Annotated in this window: 17 protein-coding genes; 13 read left to right on the top strand and 4 right to left on the bottom strand. The window is 43.6% G+C overall.

Going from position 1 to position 15,872, the window contains the following annotated elements:
- The first annotated feature begins 26 nt into the window (after nt 1–26).
- Nucleotides 27–1,091 carry a uroporphyrinogen decarboxylase gene (hemE, locus tag AC13DA_RS02690; RefSeq protein ID WP_040576316.1) on the top strand — a complete coding sequence of 355 codons (1,065 nt, stop codon included), beginning with the start codon at nt 27–29 and terminating at the stop codon, nt 1,089–1,091.
- Between the two features lie 80 nt (nt 1,092–1,171).
- Here the strand turns inward: hemE and AC13DA_RS02685 are convergent, their stop codons facing one another.
- The 3 genes from AC13DA_RS02685 to AC13DA_RS02675 form a co-directional block, all read right to left on the bottom strand.
- Nucleotides 1,172–2,443 (bottom strand): ammonium transporter, encoded by a 1,272-nt coding sequence (locus AC13DA_RS02685; protein ID WP_284451418.1) that lies wholly within the window; start codon nt 2,441–2,443, stop codon nt 1,172–1,174.
- Between the two features lie 18 nt (nt 2,444–2,461).
- Complete coding sequence (locus tag AC13DA_RS02680; protein WP_007144177.1) at nt 2,462–2,800, bottom strand: P-II family nitrogen regulator; 339 nt, start codon at nt 2,798–2,800, stop codon at nt 2,462–2,464.
- 62 nt (nt 2,801–2,862) lie between these two features.
- Nucleotides 2,863–3,603, bottom strand: a complete 741-nt coding sequence (locus AC13DA_RS02675; protein ID WP_284451419.1) for a TorF family putative porin — start codon at nt 3,601–3,603, stop codon at nt 2,863–2,865.
- A 297-nt stretch (nt 3,604–3,900) separates the two neighbouring features.
- On the opposite strand from AC13DA_RS02675, the gene lgt reads away from it, so the two are divergent.
- Entirely contained in the window at nt 3,901–4,683 is a 783-nt protein-coding gene (gene lgt / locus AC13DA_RS02670; protein WP_284451420.1) for a prolipoprotein diacylglyceryl transferase, read from the top strand.
- On the opposite strand, the gene AC13DA_RS02665 is transcribed toward lgt, so the two are convergent.
- Nucleotides 4,670–5,023, bottom strand: a complete 354-nt coding sequence (locus tag AC13DA_RS02665) for a diacylglycerol kinase (RefSeq protein ID WP_007144174.1) — start codon at nt 5,021–5,023, stop codon at nt 4,670–4,672. The two genes, lgt and AC13DA_RS02665, sit on opposite strands and share 14 nt — an antisense overlap.
- 102 nt (nt 5,024–5,125) lie before the next feature.
- Between AC13DA_RS02665 and mnmG the strand changes: the two genes are divergently transcribed.
- The 11 genes from mnmG (at nt 5,126) to atpA (ending at nt 15,864) form a co-directional block, all read left to right on the top strand.
- Nucleotides 5,126–7,009 (top strand): tRNA uridine-5-carboxymethylaminomethyl(34) synthesis enzyme MnmG, encoded by a 1,884-nt coding sequence (mnmG, locus tag AC13DA_RS02660; RefSeq protein ID WP_284451421.1) that lies wholly within the window; start codon nt 5,126–5,128, stop codon nt 7,007–7,009.
- The gene (rsmG, locus tag AC13DA_RS02655; protein WP_284451422.1) at nt 7,009–7,638 is read left to right on the top strand and encodes a 16S rRNA (guanine(527)-N(7))-methyltransferase RsmG; all 630 of its coding nucleotides are present in this window, start codon (nt 7,009–7,011) and stop codon (nt 7,636–7,638) included. Before mnmG ends, rsmG begins: the two co-directional genes overlap by 1 nt.
- Nucleotides 7,639–7,646: 8 nt before the next feature.
- Nucleotides 7,647–8,423, top strand: coding sequence for a ParA family protein (locus AC13DA_RS02650; RefSeq protein WP_007144171.1), 777 nt, complete (start codon nt 7,647–7,649; stop codon nt 8,421–8,423).
- Between the two features lie 15 nt (nt 8,424–8,438).
- Complete coding sequence (locus AC13DA_RS02645) at nt 8,439–9,299, top strand: ParB/RepB/Spo0J family partition protein (RefSeq protein WP_284451423.1); 861 nt, start codon at nt 8,439–8,441, stop codon at nt 9,297–9,299.
- A 294-nt stretch (nt 9,300–9,593) separates the two neighbouring features.
- The gene (locus AC13DA_RS02640; RefSeq protein ID WP_284451424.1) at nt 9,594–11,453 is read left to right on the top strand and encodes a methyl-accepting chemotaxis protein; all 1,860 of its coding nucleotides are present in this window, start codon (nt 9,594–9,596) and stop codon (nt 11,451–11,453) included.
- A gap of 209 nt (nt 11,454–11,662) precedes the next feature.
- Complete coding sequence (locus tag AC13DA_RS02635) at nt 11,663–12,037, top strand: ATP synthase subunit I (RefSeq protein WP_007144168.1); 375 nt, start codon at nt 11,663–11,665, stop codon at nt 12,035–12,037.
- Nucleotides 12,038–12,044: 7 nt separating this feature from the next.
- Entirely contained in the window at nt 12,045–12,947 is a 903-nt protein-coding gene (gene atpB / locus AC13DA_RS02630) for a F0F1 ATP synthase subunit A (protein WP_007144167.1), read from the top strand.
- Nucleotides 12,948–13,004: 57 nt separating this feature from the next.
- Entirely contained in the window at nt 13,005–13,238 is a 234-nt protein-coding gene (gene atpE / locus AC13DA_RS02625; RefSeq protein WP_007144166.1) for a F0F1 ATP synthase subunit C, read from the top strand.
- Nucleotides 13,239–13,279: 41 nt separating this feature from the next.
- Nucleotides 13,280–13,750, top strand: coding sequence for a F0F1 ATP synthase subunit B (locus AC13DA_RS02620; RefSeq protein ID WP_007144165.1), 471 nt, complete (start codon nt 13,280–13,282; stop codon nt 13,748–13,750).
- A 12-nt stretch (nt 13,751–13,762) separates the two neighbouring features.
- Nucleotides 13,763–14,296 (top strand): F0F1 ATP synthase subunit delta, encoded by a 534-nt coding sequence (locus AC13DA_RS02615; protein ID WP_007144164.1) that lies wholly within the window; start codon nt 13,763–13,765, stop codon nt 14,294–14,296.
- Between the two features lie 26 nt (nt 14,297–14,322).
- Nucleotides 14,323–15,864, top strand: coding sequence for a F0F1 ATP synthase subunit alpha (gene atpA / locus AC13DA_RS02610; RefSeq protein ID WP_284451425.1), 1,542 nt, complete (start codon nt 14,323–14,325; stop codon nt 15,862–15,864).
- The last annotated feature ends 8 nt before the right edge of the window (nt 15,865–15,872 follow it).

Here is a 15,872-nt window from a genome sequence, read left to right as displayed (position 1 = left end):
CAGGTCCAGCTATTCAGGAGTCAATTGTGAGCAGTCTAAAAAACGATCGTTATCTCAGGGCATTACTAAAGCAACCGGTAGACAAAACCCCGGTCTGGGTCATGCGTCAGGCGGGTCGTTATTTGCCTGAATACTGTGAAGTCAGACAAAAAGCGGGCAATTTTATGACGCTTTGTTCTACCCCTGAATTGGCTTGTGAAGTTACCTTACAACCACTTAGACGCTATGACCTTGATGCCGCTATCATCTTTTCAGATATCTTAACTGTACCTGACGCGATGGGTCTAGGACTGCATTTTGTCACGGGTGAAGGGCCAAAGTTTTCTAAAACAATTCAAAATGCACAGGATATAGCTAATCTTGCAGTACCTGATATGGAAGATTCTCTTGGCTATGTGATGGATGCGATACGTCTGACCAGAAAAGAACTCGATGGCAAAGTACCACTTATCGGTTTTAGTGGCAGCCCTTGGACTCTGGCGTGTTATATGGTGGAAGGTGGAAGCAGTAAAGACTTTGCAAAAGTAAAAGGCATGATGTTTGATGCACCAGATCAAATGCATGCTTTACTAAATGTATTGGCTGAGTCGGTTATTGACTATTTAAACGCTCAAATTAAAGCGGGTGCTCAAGCTATTATGTTATTTGATACCTGGGGCGGCACATTAAGTCCTGAGAATTACAAAGCATTCTCACTAGCTTATATGGACAAAATCGTTAATGGTTTGATTAAAGAATCTGAAGGACGAGAAGTTCCTGTGACCCTGTTTACCAAAGGTGGTGGCCAATGGCTGGAATGGATGGCTGAGACCGGTGTGAATGGATTAGGACTGGATTGGACGACAGATATTCGTTCAGCAAGACAGCGTGTCGGTGATAAGGTGACGTTACAAGGCAATATGGACCCATGCGTTTTATATGCATCACCCGATCGTGTTGAACAAGAAGTGAGTACGATTCTTGAAGCTTATGGTAACGGAACAGGCCATGTATTTAACCTTGGTCATGGTATTCACCCATCGGTGAACCCAGAGAATATGGCAAGACTCGTTGATTCTGTACATCGATTAAGTGAAAAGTACCATCAGTAGCTATTATTGATATCGCAAAAATAAAAAAGGGCAAGTAATGAATACTTGCCCTTTTTATTTATTGAGTTTGCCTAAGTGGCTTATTTGCCAGTGTTAGTAAACTCTGGGTACGCTTCCATACCACATTCAACGTAGTCAACGCCTTCGTACTCTTCTTCTTCAGAGACACGCAGACCCATCACAGCTTTTAGGATACCCCAGACGATCAAGCTGGTAACAAATACCCAGACAAAGATAGTTGCTGCACCAATCAACTGACCAGAGAATGAAGCATCACTGTTTGTTAAAGGCACTGCTAACAGACCCCACAGACCAACGGTACCGTGAACAGAGATCGCACCAACAGGATCGTCGATTTTCAGTTTGTCTAAGAAGACGATTGAGAAGACAACGATGATACCGCCGATAGCACCGATGATAGTCGCCATTAATGGTGATGGAGTATCAGGACCTGCAGTGATAGCAACAAGACCGGCTAATGCACCATTAAGAATCATAGTTAAGTCCGCTTTACCGAACATGATTTTAGCCACAATAAGGGCAGCGATAACACCACCAGCTGCAGCAGCATTGGTATTCAGGAATACCATAGCAACAGAGTTGGCACTGGCAATATCACCTAGTTTTAAAACTGAACCACCGTTAAAGCCGAACCAACCCATCCATAAGATGAATGTACCTAATGTTGCCATTGGTAAGTTAGCACCTGGAATTGGGTTAATTTCGCCGTTAGGGCCGTATTTGCCTTTACGAGCACCAAGTAACAATACACCTGCAAGAGCTGCAGCAGCACCAGCCATATGCACGATACCTGAACCGGCAAAGTCTAAGAAACCAAGGTCACCAAGGTTGTACATACCTAAGACATCGTTACCACCCCATGTCCAAGAACCTTCCATTGGGTAGATAAACGCAGTCATGACGATCGCAAAGCCAGCAAATGCCCACAGCTTCATACGTTCAGCAACCGCACCAGAGACGATAGACATCGCAGTTGCAACGAAAACAACTTGGAAGAAAAAGTCTGAAGCAGCTGAGTAAACAGAACCACCATCAAAACCATTTTCAGCAGAAGATGCTAAGGCATCTGCAACTAATGTGTCACCGCCATCAATCCCAGCAAGGAAGATACCGCCGCCGTACATGATGTCATAACCAACAACCAGATAAGCTGTGCAGGCAATAGCAAACAACATCACGTTTTTGGTTAAGATTTCAGTCGTATTTTTTGCGCGAACCAGACCGGCTTCTAACATTGAGAATCCAGCGGCCATCCACATGACAAGAGCACCCATTACTAAGAAGTAAAAGGTATCCATGGCATATTGGAGTTCGAAAATTTGATTTTCCATATTATTTTCTCCCCAAGCTTACAGTGCATCAGGACCGGTTTCGCCTGTGCGAATACGGACCACTTGCTCTAATGGATAAACAAAGATTTTACCGTCACCAATTTTGCCAGTGTTGGCGCCTTTGATAATGGCTTCAATCACTTGTTCGACGATATCGTCATCGACGGCGATTTCCAATTTCAACTTAGGTAAGAAATCAACGACATACTCAGCACCACGATAAAGTTCGGTGTGGCCTTTTTGACGTCCAAAACCTTTTACCTCTGAAACGGTTAATCCTTGTACACCGATTTCTGAGAGAGACTCTCTGACATCATCAAGCTTGAAGGGCTTAATAATTGCTACAACTTGTTTCATAAGCGTATTTCCTTCTGTAGAAAATCTACCCCCTCAACATCGAGGGGGTAGCTGTGAGAAGTTTAGAATGATGCGCTAACGCTAGCTACGAAGCGATCGTCAGATGTTCCATCACCTAATTCAAAGTCTTCACCATCGCTGTTTGTACCAACATAAGCTACAGACCAGTCAAGACCAATAAATGATTTTGATAATCCGATTGTGTAGTCCATGTAGCTGTCAGATAAAGTGCTGTCATAATCATTACGATCAGAGTCAGTGTAACCAATTGCAGCATTTAAGCCGAAGCCGTATGGAAGTTCATAATCAAACGCAAGGTTGTAGTAGATTTCATCAGCATCTTTACCATCACCACCTTGAATATTGTTTGTGTAACCAATCATTGCAGTGAAGTAGCTGTATGAAAGAGAACCTAAGTATTCTGTGTAATCAAGTTCGTCATTACTGTTTTGACCAGGATAAGTGTAACGAACAACTGATACATCGTAGCCAATACCAGTGTCACCAAACTCATTAGCGAAACCAGCATAAAGGTCAATTTCAATATTGCTATCAGCACTGTCACTGATATTTGATGCCCAAGTACCAGCATACAGACCTGATGAGTGTGCGTAATCAAAACTACCTTGGATAGCTGGATCTTCGTCTGTTAATGAAATACCACGGAAAATGTAGTCTGTTGTTAATGTAACGCTAGCACTGGTTGAGTGCTGACCGTCTTCACTTTCCCAAGCCATTGCTGATGATGCAGCAAATAATGATGTCGCTGCTAGTGTAAGAGCCGAAATTGTACGTAATTTCATTATGGTGTTACTCCTCGGTTTTAAAATGTTTATTAGTCTTTTTTGAATCCATGCGTTGGTCTTTTGCAACACTTTGTATTCATACTACAACAACAAGAGCAGAATGTGTGCCAACTTTACAAATTTTATATAAAACAGAGATATAGATAGTCAACGGATAGCATTAACCGAATGATTGTGATCAATTTGGTGCGATAAATTTGACGCTTTGTCCAAAATGGTGCAGATAAGATTTTATCTTTCGCGTTATATGCACTGAATTGGTATGATTGCTGTACTTTACATAGAGTGACACAGATGACATATCCCCAAATTGATCCTATCGCCTTAAGCATTGGCCCTCTGCACATTCATTGGTATGGGTTGATGTATCTATTTGGTTTTTTGTTTGTGTGGTTGTTAGGTCTTTACCGTGTAAATAAAACAGACTGGACCCGACAACAATTAGAAGACTTACTTTTTTATGGTGCGGTCGGTGTCATTATCGGTGGTCGTTTAGGCTATGCCATTTTTTATGACTTGCAGACTAACCTGGAAAACCCACTGAATCTGTTCAAAATCTGGCAGGGCGGTATGTCGTTCCATGGTGGTTTACTGGGTGTGCTGACAGCCTTTTGGTGGTTTGGTAGAAAAACCGGGAAATCTTTTTTTGAGATCAGTGATTTTATTGCACCGATGGTACCGATCGGTTTGATGTTCGGTCGCATTGGTAACTTTATTAATGGTGAATTATGGGGAAAAGTCAGTGATGTACCCTGGGCCATGATTTTTCCAGGTGCAGGGCCATTACCAAGACATCCTTCACAGCTTTATGAAGCGGCATTAGAAGGTGTCTTGTTGTTTATCATTTTATGGTGGTTCTCTTCTAAACCGAGACCGAAAGCGGCGGTTTCTGGTTTGTTCTTGCTGGGATATGGATTTTTCCGCTTTATCATCGAGTTTGTTCGTATTCCTGATGCTCAGTATGGCTATTTAGCGTTTGACTGGTTAACGATGGGCCAAATTCTCTGTTTACCGATGATTGTGTTTGGCATCTTATTAATGGTGGCATCTTATAGAATGGATGCTAAAGCAAAATAGTCAGCCAGGTAGCAGTAGCAATCAAGATGGTCATTAACACAGCAAAAGAACCATAGTCTTTAGCTCGGCCAGATAATTTGTGTTTATCTGTACTGACACGATCAACAACAGTTTCAATGGCCGAGTTCAATACTTCAACGATCATCACTAAAACAACACTGGAAATCATCAGTAACCGTTCGACCGCGGTGACATCAAGATAAAAGCTGATAGCGGTTAAAAAAACAAACGCAAAAAACTCCTGACGAAAGGCCTCTTCGTGTTTCAAGGCTGAGATGAGACCTTGCCATGAGTAGACCAGAGCGAAGAGTAAGCGCTTAATGCCACGGTTTTTTTCCATAATGTCCTCAGTGGTTTGTAAGATAAACGTTTGAATTATAGGCAAACATTATTAACAGCATGTTAAAATTACCCTCTTTATTTTTTAGATTGTTGGTGTGATATGAGTTTCCAGGATCATTACGAGGTCATCGTTGTTGGCGGTGGTCATGCCGGGACTGAAGCGGCTTTAGCGTCTGCACGTCAAGGTGTGAAGACACTACTATTGACGCAAAACATCGAGACACTGGGGCAAATGAGTTGTAATCCAGCAATCGGTGGCATTGGTAAAGGTCATCTGGTCAAAGAAATTGATGCCATGGGCGGGATTATGGCAAAAGCCGCTGATAGAGCGGGTATTCAATTTCGTACATTGAACTCCAGCAAGGGGCCAGCAGTAAGAGCGACACGTGCTCAGGCCGATCGTATTCGTTATAAAGCGGCAGTGCGGGCTTACCTGGAAAATCAACCCAACCTATATATATTCCAGCAACCAGTCGATGATCTTGTTGTGGAAAATGATCGAGTTGTTGGTGTCGTGACACAAGCGGGTTTACGTTTCTCAGCTAAAGCCGTTGTGTTAACTGTGGGGACTTTCCTTGGCGGTTTAATTCATATTGGCTTACAACATCATCAAGGTGGTCGCGCTGGCGATCCTGCTTCTATTGCTTTATCCCAACGCCTGCGTGCTTTACCTTTTAGAGTTGATCGCTTAAAAACCGGTACACCACCACGTATTGATATCAATAGTATTAATTTCTCAGAACTGACCGAACAACCGGGTGATACACCGACCCCTGTTTTTTCTTTCTTAGGTAAAACTGAGCATCATCCTCGCCAAATCTCGTGCTTTATTACTCACACCAATGAGCGAACTCATGATGTGATCAGAAATAATCTGGACCGCTCCCCGATGTATAGCGGTGAAATTGAAGGTATTGGTCCACGTTACTGTCCTTCAATTGAAGATAAAGTCGTTCGTTTTGCTGATCGTCAGTCCCATCAGATTTTCCTGGAGCCAGAAGGTCTGGAATGTGGTGAAGTCTATCCGAATGGCATATCAACAAGCCTGCCGTTTGATGTGCAATATGAAATTGTCCGTTCCATGAAAGGTTTGGAAAATGCGCACATTACCAGACCAGGTTATGCGATTGAGTATGACTTTTTTGATCCACGTGATCTGCATCCCTGGTTAGAAACCAAACACATGGCTGGATTATTCTTTGCCGGTCAGATTAATGGTACAACGGGGTACGAAGAAGCTGGGGCACAAGGTCTGATTGCTGGTCTCAATGCGGGTTTACAGGCGCGTGGTGAAGAACAGTGGTATCCGCGTCGTGATGAAGCCTATATGGGCGTACTTATTGATGATTTAATTACCTCCGGCACCCGCGAGCCATATCGCATGTTCACCAGCCGCGCTGAATATCGTTTAATGCTTCGCGAAGACAATGCGGATATTCGCCTGACACCAATTGCCCGTCAACTAGGGTTGGTAGATGACGAGCGCTGGGCGGTATTCAATGAGAAGCAGGATGCTGTCGCCAAAGAAAATGCTCGTCTGGACAGTTACAAGTTTGTACCGGAAAAAGTGGATCAAGAAAGAGCTGAACAAGTCTTAGGCGAGAAACTGAATAAAGTTGCTTCAGCAAAAGAATTACTGCGACGCCCGAAAGTTGATTATGCAGGACTGCTTGATTTGATGGGTGAAGAGCAAGATGTTGCTGATGATGTAGCTGAGCAGGTGGTGATTCAGGCTAAATATTCGGGTTACATTGATCGTCAGCAAAATGAGATCGAACGTTTGCAACGCCATGAGAACACGGAATTGCCACTGGATATGGACTATAAAAACGTTCGTGGTTTGTCTAATGAAGTTCGTGAGAAACTAGAACAGGCAAGGCCAGGAAATTTAGGTCAGGCTGCACGAATTTCAGGTGTGACGCCCGCCGCCGTCTCACTATTATTAGTGCATTTAAAGCGTAGCGGAATGAGCGAAGCGAGTTAATGCTTGAGCAAAGTCTATTAAACCAGTTAAAGCGTGGATGTGAGTTACTTGGGCTAACGTTAGCCGACGAACAATGCCAGAAACTTGTCGCTTACGTGATGTTGTTACATAAATGGAACAAGGTATACAACCTGACATCCATTCGCGAGCCGGAGCAAATGATGGCTCGTCATATTATCGATAGTCTCTCAGTATTACCCTATATCACATCAATATCATTATTAGATGTAGGTACCGGTGGAGGCTTACCTGGTGTGCCTGTTGCTATCTGCCAACCGCAAACGCGGGTCAGCTTACTTGATAGTAACTCAAAAAAAACGCGTTTTTTACAACAAGTCAAAGCAGAACTTGCCTTAGATAACGTCACGGTTGTGCATGGGCGTGTAGAACAGGTATCTTTACCTAAATTTGCTATTATCACGGCTCGGGCATTTGCCAGTATTGATGACATCATTCAGCTTGCCGGTTCTCATTGTGAGGAGGGTGGCAAATTAGTGCTGATGAAAGGCACTTACCCAGAAGAAGAATTAGCATTTGAATCTACAGACTTTCATTTGCACGATGTCATATCTTTAAACGTGCCTGAGTGTGATGGTGAAAGACATTTAGTAAGACTTATCAAGGATTAAGACTAAGTATGGGCGATATCTTTGCGGTGACCAACCAGAAAGGGGGAGTGGGTAAAACGACCACAACAGTTAATCTGGCAGCGTCACTGGCCGATTATGGTAAAAAAGTCTTGCTCATTGATCTTGACCCGCAGGGAAATGCGACAACAGGATGCGGGCTGGATAAAAATCAGATAGAAAACAGCAGTTATGAAGTGATCATGGCTGAGGCGCGTGCAGTTGATGCCATTATTCGACCCGATGAGATTGGCTTTGATGTCATGCCAACCAATGCTGATTTAACGGCGGCTGAGGTCGAGTTACTGGAGATTAAGCTGCGAGAGCATCGTTTACGTCTTGCGCTTGAGTCAACACGTGATAAGTATGATTACATTCTGATTGACTGTCCGCCCTCATTGAGTATGCTTACCGTCAATGCGTTGGTTGCAGCACAGGGTGTTTTGATTCCGATTCAATGTGAATACTATGCACTTGAAGGTTTATCGTCATTACTGAAAACGATTGAAAGGGTAAAACAGCGAGCCAACCCCAATCTGGAAGTCACCGGATTATTGAGAACCATGTTTGATGCTCGGAATAATCTTGCCAATGAGGTTTCTCGGCAATTGATTAGCCATTTTGACGCAAAGGTTTTTCACTCGATTATTCCAAGAAACGTCAGGTTAGCTGAAGCGCCGAGTTATGGATTACCTGTATTGAATTATGACCGGGCCTCTAGAGGGTCGATTGCTTACATGGCGCTAGCCAGTGAATTTATGCGACGACAAAAGCAAAGTGCTAAATGACAAGGTTGATAGAGAATGAGTAAAAAAAGAGGTTTGGGACGAGGGCTAGATGCCTTGCTTGCGGATGTTCATCAGGAAGAAAACGCAAATCTAGATGATAGTTTGCAACATTTTCCTCTTGATATGATTCAGCCGGGCAAATATCAGCCACGTATTGATATGTCTCAAGAGTCTCTGGAAGAACTGGCCGACTCTATCCGTGCCCAAGGACTGGTTCAGCCAATTGTTGTTCGCCCTATCGGTGAAGGTAAATATGAAATAGTGGCTGGTGAACGCCGTTGGCGAGCATCCAGAATGGCAGGGCTTGTGGAAGTACCTGTCTTAATTCGTGACGTTTCTGACAGAAGTGCCATTGCCATGGCCTTGATTGAAAATATTCAGCGTGAAAACCTCAACCCGATGGAAGAAGCTAATGCCTTATTCCGTTTACGTGAAGAGTTTGAAATGACCCATCAGCAGGCGGCTGAAGCGGTTGGTAAGTCTCGTGCTACGGTGACTAATTTATTGCGATTACGTAATCTGAATGATGATGTTAAACGTATGCTGGAAAATGGCGATATTGAGATGGGCCATGCCCGAGCCTTGCTAGGGCTTGAAGGCACTGTTCAATCAGAAGCGGCTAAGCAAATTGTGGAAAAGGTACTGTCTGTCAGAGAAACAGAACAGCTGATCAGACGCATTCTAAAGCCTTCACCAGAGAAAAAAGCTGAGCCAGCTGTCGTGCAAGCGGATATCGAAGAGCTAGAAAAGCGAATTGCCAATAAGTTAGGCAAAGGAATTAGCATAAAACATCGAGCTAATGGTAAAGGTAAGCTTGTCTTTGATTATGCCAACATTGATGAGTTAAAAAATCTGATGAAGCAGATTGGGGCATAATGGATTTGTTTTCAGAATTTACAGAATAAATGCACAAAAATGAAACTTTGCATTCCTGTGGTGCGTTAACCACGGTTGATGAGCAATAAGTCTTGTTAAATACAACTTCATCCTCAAAAAAAGATTTATATATAAATCCATTGAATCGTAGAGGCTTAAATGTGAGTGTGCGCTTACTTTTTATGGTTTAACTGATCGTTATTAGCTATTTTCAAAGTCTAGGAAATATAACCAGAGATTGGACTGGCTATTGCATAAACCAAATATATGCCTATGTATTTGGAAAGTTAGCCAATGAGTTTATTAAGAAGAATTCTTAGCAATCCTGTTTCTAAACAGTCACTGGATGATACACAAGTGATGGAAGCCCCTGTTGAAGAGGTGGCTTTTAGTGAAGATGAAAAACGGTTCTATCGAGCTTTGCAGTTAGTCAGCTCCCAGACATCCCAATTATCACGCCAGATTTTTCGTGCTTTGGAAGTACAAGACAACTTTTTATCTGAAATCAGTCAGCGAACAAGCAAGCTCGATGCTGAACTGAATATGGCAAATGATTATCTAAACAGCTCAAATTCAACGGTAGGTGCTTTACAGTCACAAATTGATGTTGAAGTAAAAGAGGTAAACACCTCGGTTAGTGAAGCGATGGAGCAGATCAGTCAGACGCTTGCCGAAAAATCTCATAATGTTACCGACGTGTTAGACGGTATTTTAGAAATCGGAAAAGGCGTTAATTTGCTAGCCTTAAACGCAGCGATTGAAGCTGCCAGGGCGGGAGAACATGGCAGGGGGTTTGCGGTTGTGGCCGATGAAGTAAGACGACTTGCTTCTGTGACCATGGAACAGGCTCAGCAAGCAGCTAAACAGCTTGATTTCACAGTGGTCAACGATGAATTACAAAATATCAGCCAGTCCAATAAGCAACGGCTCGACAATTTCGTCGAGGTCATACAAGCTGCTACGGCACAATTAACGCAGCTATTCCAATCGATCAGTGATCAACTCCGACTTGTCATGAATAACACGGCCGTCATTTTTGAAACGCTGGATTTAAGCTCGGGTTCCATGGAGCGTATAAAGGGTAAAAACCGCATCATTAATGATGTTGTGGAAGAGATGAGTTCTGGTTTGGATGAGATCGATATTCAGAATGCCAATATCGACAAAGCGATAGGGGCTTTTGATAATACCTTAAAAAAATTGTATCTGGTGCCTGATGCCGCCCACGATCAGCTGGATGATATTTTGAATCGTGGAAAATTACGCGTTGCTGTTGAACCCAATTTTGTTGGTTTATCTTTTCGCGAGAAATTAGGCGGACCACTTGAGGGCTTGGATATCGATTATGCTAAAGCATTTGCTAGTTATCTCGGGGTAGAGTGCGAATTTATCGAAGCACCGTGGGACATGTGCACCGAATTACTCACAGCAGGTAAGAAATTTGGTGAACCGCCGGCAGATATTGTTATTAGTGCATTGCCGCCATCAGCCGAGTACGACAATGTGGCTTATTCAGAAGCCTATACTTATCTTCACTGGGTGTTAGCAAGAAGAAAAGGGGATAAGCGAATCAATGGTGTTAATGACTTAGACGGTAAAGTATTAGGCATCATTAATGACCCGGCGGCATTCGATTTATTAGAGCATAGAGGAGTGCGTTGGAGCAGTAATGAAAATAAACCTAATGGAAAGGTGATGTTGGAGAATTTAATCGCTTATTCCGATCAGTCCAGAATACATCACTGTCTTGCTGATGGTGTTGTAGATGCGTTTGGCGTCGATCTGCCAATTTATCACTGGGCCAGTAAAAACCCGGCCAGTCCATGGTATAACAAGATTGAAATTATTCCTGGCAATATTGCGGAACAGCCTTATTACTATACGATGGCAGTTAATGCCTGGGCATCAAGCTATCGTTTACTGGCAAAAGCCAATGAGTTTATTACTTGGTTCAAAACACAAAGTGAGCGTACAGCCATTGAAAAAAGATGGCAGGGTGAGCCCGTGGCTGGGAATATCAGTTATCGTGATGAAGCTGGCAATCTGATGGGTGAAGAAGAACTGAAAAAACTTTATCTGGCACATTGTGAGAAATTTAAACTGTCCCCGAAAGGACTGGCTTTACCAACGAGACTAACACAGGAAGTTGCCTAGAGAATGGATCAATCTGAGTACAGATTAAGATATAGCTAGGATAGCCGATGATCTAAGTTGAGAACTTAGTTCCAATAGTCAGGATTCTGTATCCTGACATGAGTAGTGAATATCGTATTGAAGTCGATAATTGTCGTTGACCCGGCTAAGTATACGTCTATATAATGCCATGATTTGCTTAACGCAAAGACTAAATCCAAGTGGAAAAAATGGAACAGTTAACTAGATTGCAACCACTCAAACGTGTTGTGTGGTGGCAGGTTGCCATGTGGGCACTAGTTGTACTTTTCGCCTCTTGGTCAAGTGGTTTTGAGAGCGCAATTGCGGCTGGTTTTGGCAGCATCATTGCAATCATCAATACGCTCTTGATGATTTGGCATATCCTGCGAGCAGTGGAGACTGCAAGAGCAGATGCCGAGAGAAATTTAAGTAGAGCATACAGATGTGTAGCTGAACGCTGGCTGAATACGATTGTAATGTTTACCACTGGCATTATTTTGTTAGAGATGAATATTGTAGCGTTGATGCTTGGCTTTACAGCGACACAGATGATGTTGTTTATGGGACATACTAACCGGGCTTGAAACCGACATGGCTAGTGAAACAATTACTACATCAGAATACATCAAGCATCACCTTCAAAATCTGACGTTTGGTCAGAAACAAGTACAAATTGAGCCTGGCGTTTGGGCTCCGAACGGCGACTGGGGCTTTGCAACTTCAGCAGAAGAAGCCGCTAAAATGGGATTCTGGGCAATTAACGTCGATACGATGTTTATGTCTCTCCTATTAGGCGCTCTGATGATGTGGTTCTTCCGCAGCGCTGCTAAAAAAGCTTCTGCTGGTATCCCTACCGGCATGCAAAACTTTGCTGAAATGATTATCGACTTCATTGATGACACTGTGAGAGGGTCTTTCTCCGGTGGTAAAAATAACCTTGTAGCTCCTCTTGCACTGACCATCTTCGTCTGGATATTCCTGATGAACTTAATGGACTTACTGCCTGTTGATTTGATTCCGATGGCGGTGGCTCAAGGTGCTGCAGCAATGTTTGGTGCGGATCCGCATCATGTGTTCTTCAAAATCGTACCTTCAACTGATCCAAATGCCACATTAGGCATGGCGTTGTTAGTGTTTGCCTTAATGCTGTTCTACAGCTTTAAGATTAAGGGTACAGGTGGTTTCCTGGGTGAATTAGCCTTCCAGCCTTTTGGTAAATGGGCGTTGCCAATTAACTTGATTCTGGAAACCGTTACATTATTGTCAAAACCATTCTCGTTAGGTTTACGACTGTTCGGCAATATGTATGCCGGTGAAATGGTATTCATCCTGATTGCGACTATGTATAGCGCAGGTATTGTGATGGGATCTTTTGCTGGTCTGTTACAGATCGGCTGGGCGATTTTCCATATTCTGATTATCACGTTACAGGCATTTATCTTTATGGTGCTGACAACGGTTTATCTGGATATGGCACATCAAGAACATCATTGATGTTTGTTGGGTTTTTAACTTTTTGTTTTTAGTCTTTACTTTTTGTAGGAGAAAAAAATGGATATGGGTTTAGTTTATATTGCTGGTGCTTTAATGATCGGCTTGGGCGCACTGGGTGCGGCTATTGGTGTTGGTTTATTAGGTGGTCGTTTCTTAGAAGCTGCTGCTCGCCAACCTGAATTAGTTCCAATGTTACGTACACAGTTCTTCCTGGTTGCTGGTCTGGTTGACGCGGTACCTATGATTGCTGTTGGTTTGGCTATGTACGTTCTGTTCGCAGTGGCTGGTTAAGATTTATAACTTCCCATTAGCGATAAATTAGAGGTACAGGCATGAATATCAATGCAACCATCATAGGCCAGATGATCGCTTTTGCGATCTTCATTGCCTTCTGCATGAAGTATGTATGGCCACCTATCATGCAAGCGCTTGAAGAGCGTAAAAAGAAAATTGCTGACGGTCTGGCAGCTGCAGAGCGTGGTAGACATGAGCAAGAGTTGGCTGAAAAACGTGCACAGCAAGTGATCCACGAAGCGAAAGAGCAAGCGAATGAAATCGTTGCTCAAGCAACTAAACGTGGTAACCAAATTGTGGACGAGTCAAAAGACAATGCCCGTGTTGAAGGTGAGCGAATCCTGACAGCGGCGAAAGCTGAGATTGAACAGGAAGCAAACCGTGCTCGTGACGAGTTGAAGTCACAAGTTGGCAGTATTGCGCTGGCTGGTGCCAGTAAAATTGTCGGCCGTGAAATTGATGAAAAGGCACACACCGATTTGCTTGACGAATTGGTTAGCCAAATCTAGAGGAATGTTAGGATGGCAGAAGCAATAACCATCGCTCGTCCCTATGCCAACGCGGTATTTTCTATCGCGCAGGAAAAAGGCGAGTTGAAGGCGTGGTCTGACCTGCTTGCGGTTTTAGCACAATGTGTTTTAGAACCAGAAATGCAATCCATTATCACTAGCCCTGCAGTAAGTGACGAGCAGGCTGTTGATTTGTTGGCAGAGATTGCTGGCGATGCAATGACAGCCGATGCACGCAACTTTCTGTTGTTGTTGGCAGAAAATAACCGTCTGTTATTACTGACAGATATTACCGTTCTCTTCGAAGCATTACGTGAAGAAGCTGAAAAATTAATGACTGCTGATGTAATTTCAGCACGTCCTTTGACGGAAGAGCAGGCCGCAAAAATTTCTGCCGCTCTGAAAGCACGTCTGGGCCGTGACATTACATTAAACACGACCATTGATGAAAGCTTACTGGGTGGTGCAATTATTCGAGCAGGCGATATGGTAATCGACGGTTCTGCCGTGGGTAAACTGAACAGACTGGCCAACGCTATTACATAAGCGGCCCGTTTATAGAGGAAACAGAGATGCAACTGAATTCAGCAGAAATCAGTGACCTGATCAAAAAGCGTATCGAAAGCTTTGAAGGGGCCACTGAAGCGCGTACAGAAGGTACCGTAGTCGGTGTTACCGACGGTATCGTTCGTATTCATGGCTTAGCAGATGTGATGTCAGGGGAAATGCTTGAATTCCCAGGTAACACGTTTGGTATGGCCCTTAACCTTGAGCGTGACTCAGTAGGTGCCGTTATTCTGGGTGCTTACCAACACATTTCAGAAGGCGACAAAGTTAAATGTACTGGTCGTATTCTTGAAGTACCAACAGGCGAAGCACTATTAGGTCGTGTTGTTGACTCACTAGGTAAACCAATTGATGGTAAAGGTGATATCAATGCAGAAAGCTCTTCTCCAATTGAGAAAGTAGCGCCTGGCGTTATCGCTCGTCAATCGGTTGATCAACCCATCCAAACTGGTTTGAAATCAGTTGACTCTATGATTCCAGTCGGTCGTGGCCAGCGTGAGCTGATTATCGGTGACCGTCAAACTGGTAAAACAGCGATTGCTATCGACACCATCATCAACCAAAAAGGTACAGGCGTTAAATGTATCTATGTGGCTGTTGGTCAAAAAGCATCTTCTATTGCTAACGTTGTTCGTAAGTTAGAAGAACACGGTGCCTTAGATCACACCATCATCGTTGCTGCTTCTGCATCAGACTCTGCTGCGCTGCAATTTATTGCACCTTATGCCGGTTGCTCGATGGGTGAGTACTTCCGTGATAAAGGTGAAGATGCTCTGATCATTTATGATGACTTAACTAAACAAGCATGGGCATACCGTCAGGTATCTCTGTTGTTACGTCGTCCACCTGGTCGTGAAGCTTATCCTGGTGACGTTTTCTACCTTCACTCACGCCTGTTAGAACGTGCTGCTCGTGTTAACGCAGACTACGTTGAAAAAGAAACTAACGGTGCTGTTAAAGGTAAAACAGGTTCATTAACTGCATTGCCTATCATCGAAACACAAGCGGGTGACGTATCTGCGTTCGTACCGACTAACGTTATTTCGATTACTGACGGTCAGATCTTCCTTGAAACTGACTTGTTCAACTCAGGTATCCGTCCTGCGATTAACGCGGGTCTGTCAGTATCTCGTGTTGGTGGTGCAGCTCAGACGAAAATCATCAAGAAACTGGGCGGCGGTATTCGTCTAGACTTGGCTCAGTATCGTGAATTGGCAGCGTTCGCTCAGTTTGCTTCTGACCTTGATGAAGCGACACGTGCACAGATTAACCGTGGTCAACGTGTTACTGAACTGATGAAACAGAAACAATATCAACCTCTGTCAGTGGCTGAAATGGCGGTATCGCTGTTCGCAGCTAACGAAGGTTTCCTGGATGATGTTGAAGTCAATAAAGTGGGCGACTTTGAAGCCGCTTTATTAGCGAATATGCATTCAAACCAAGCTGACTTGATGGCAACTATTAACGAAACCGGTAACTTTAATGACGACATTGCAGCGCAAATGAAAACTGCAATTGAGAGCTTTAAAAAAACTGGTAGCTGGTAATCGGAGCA

The organism is Methylophaga sp. F-2 (assembly GCF_056859315.1).
This window is presented reverse-complemented; position numbering and strand designations above follow the sequence as displayed.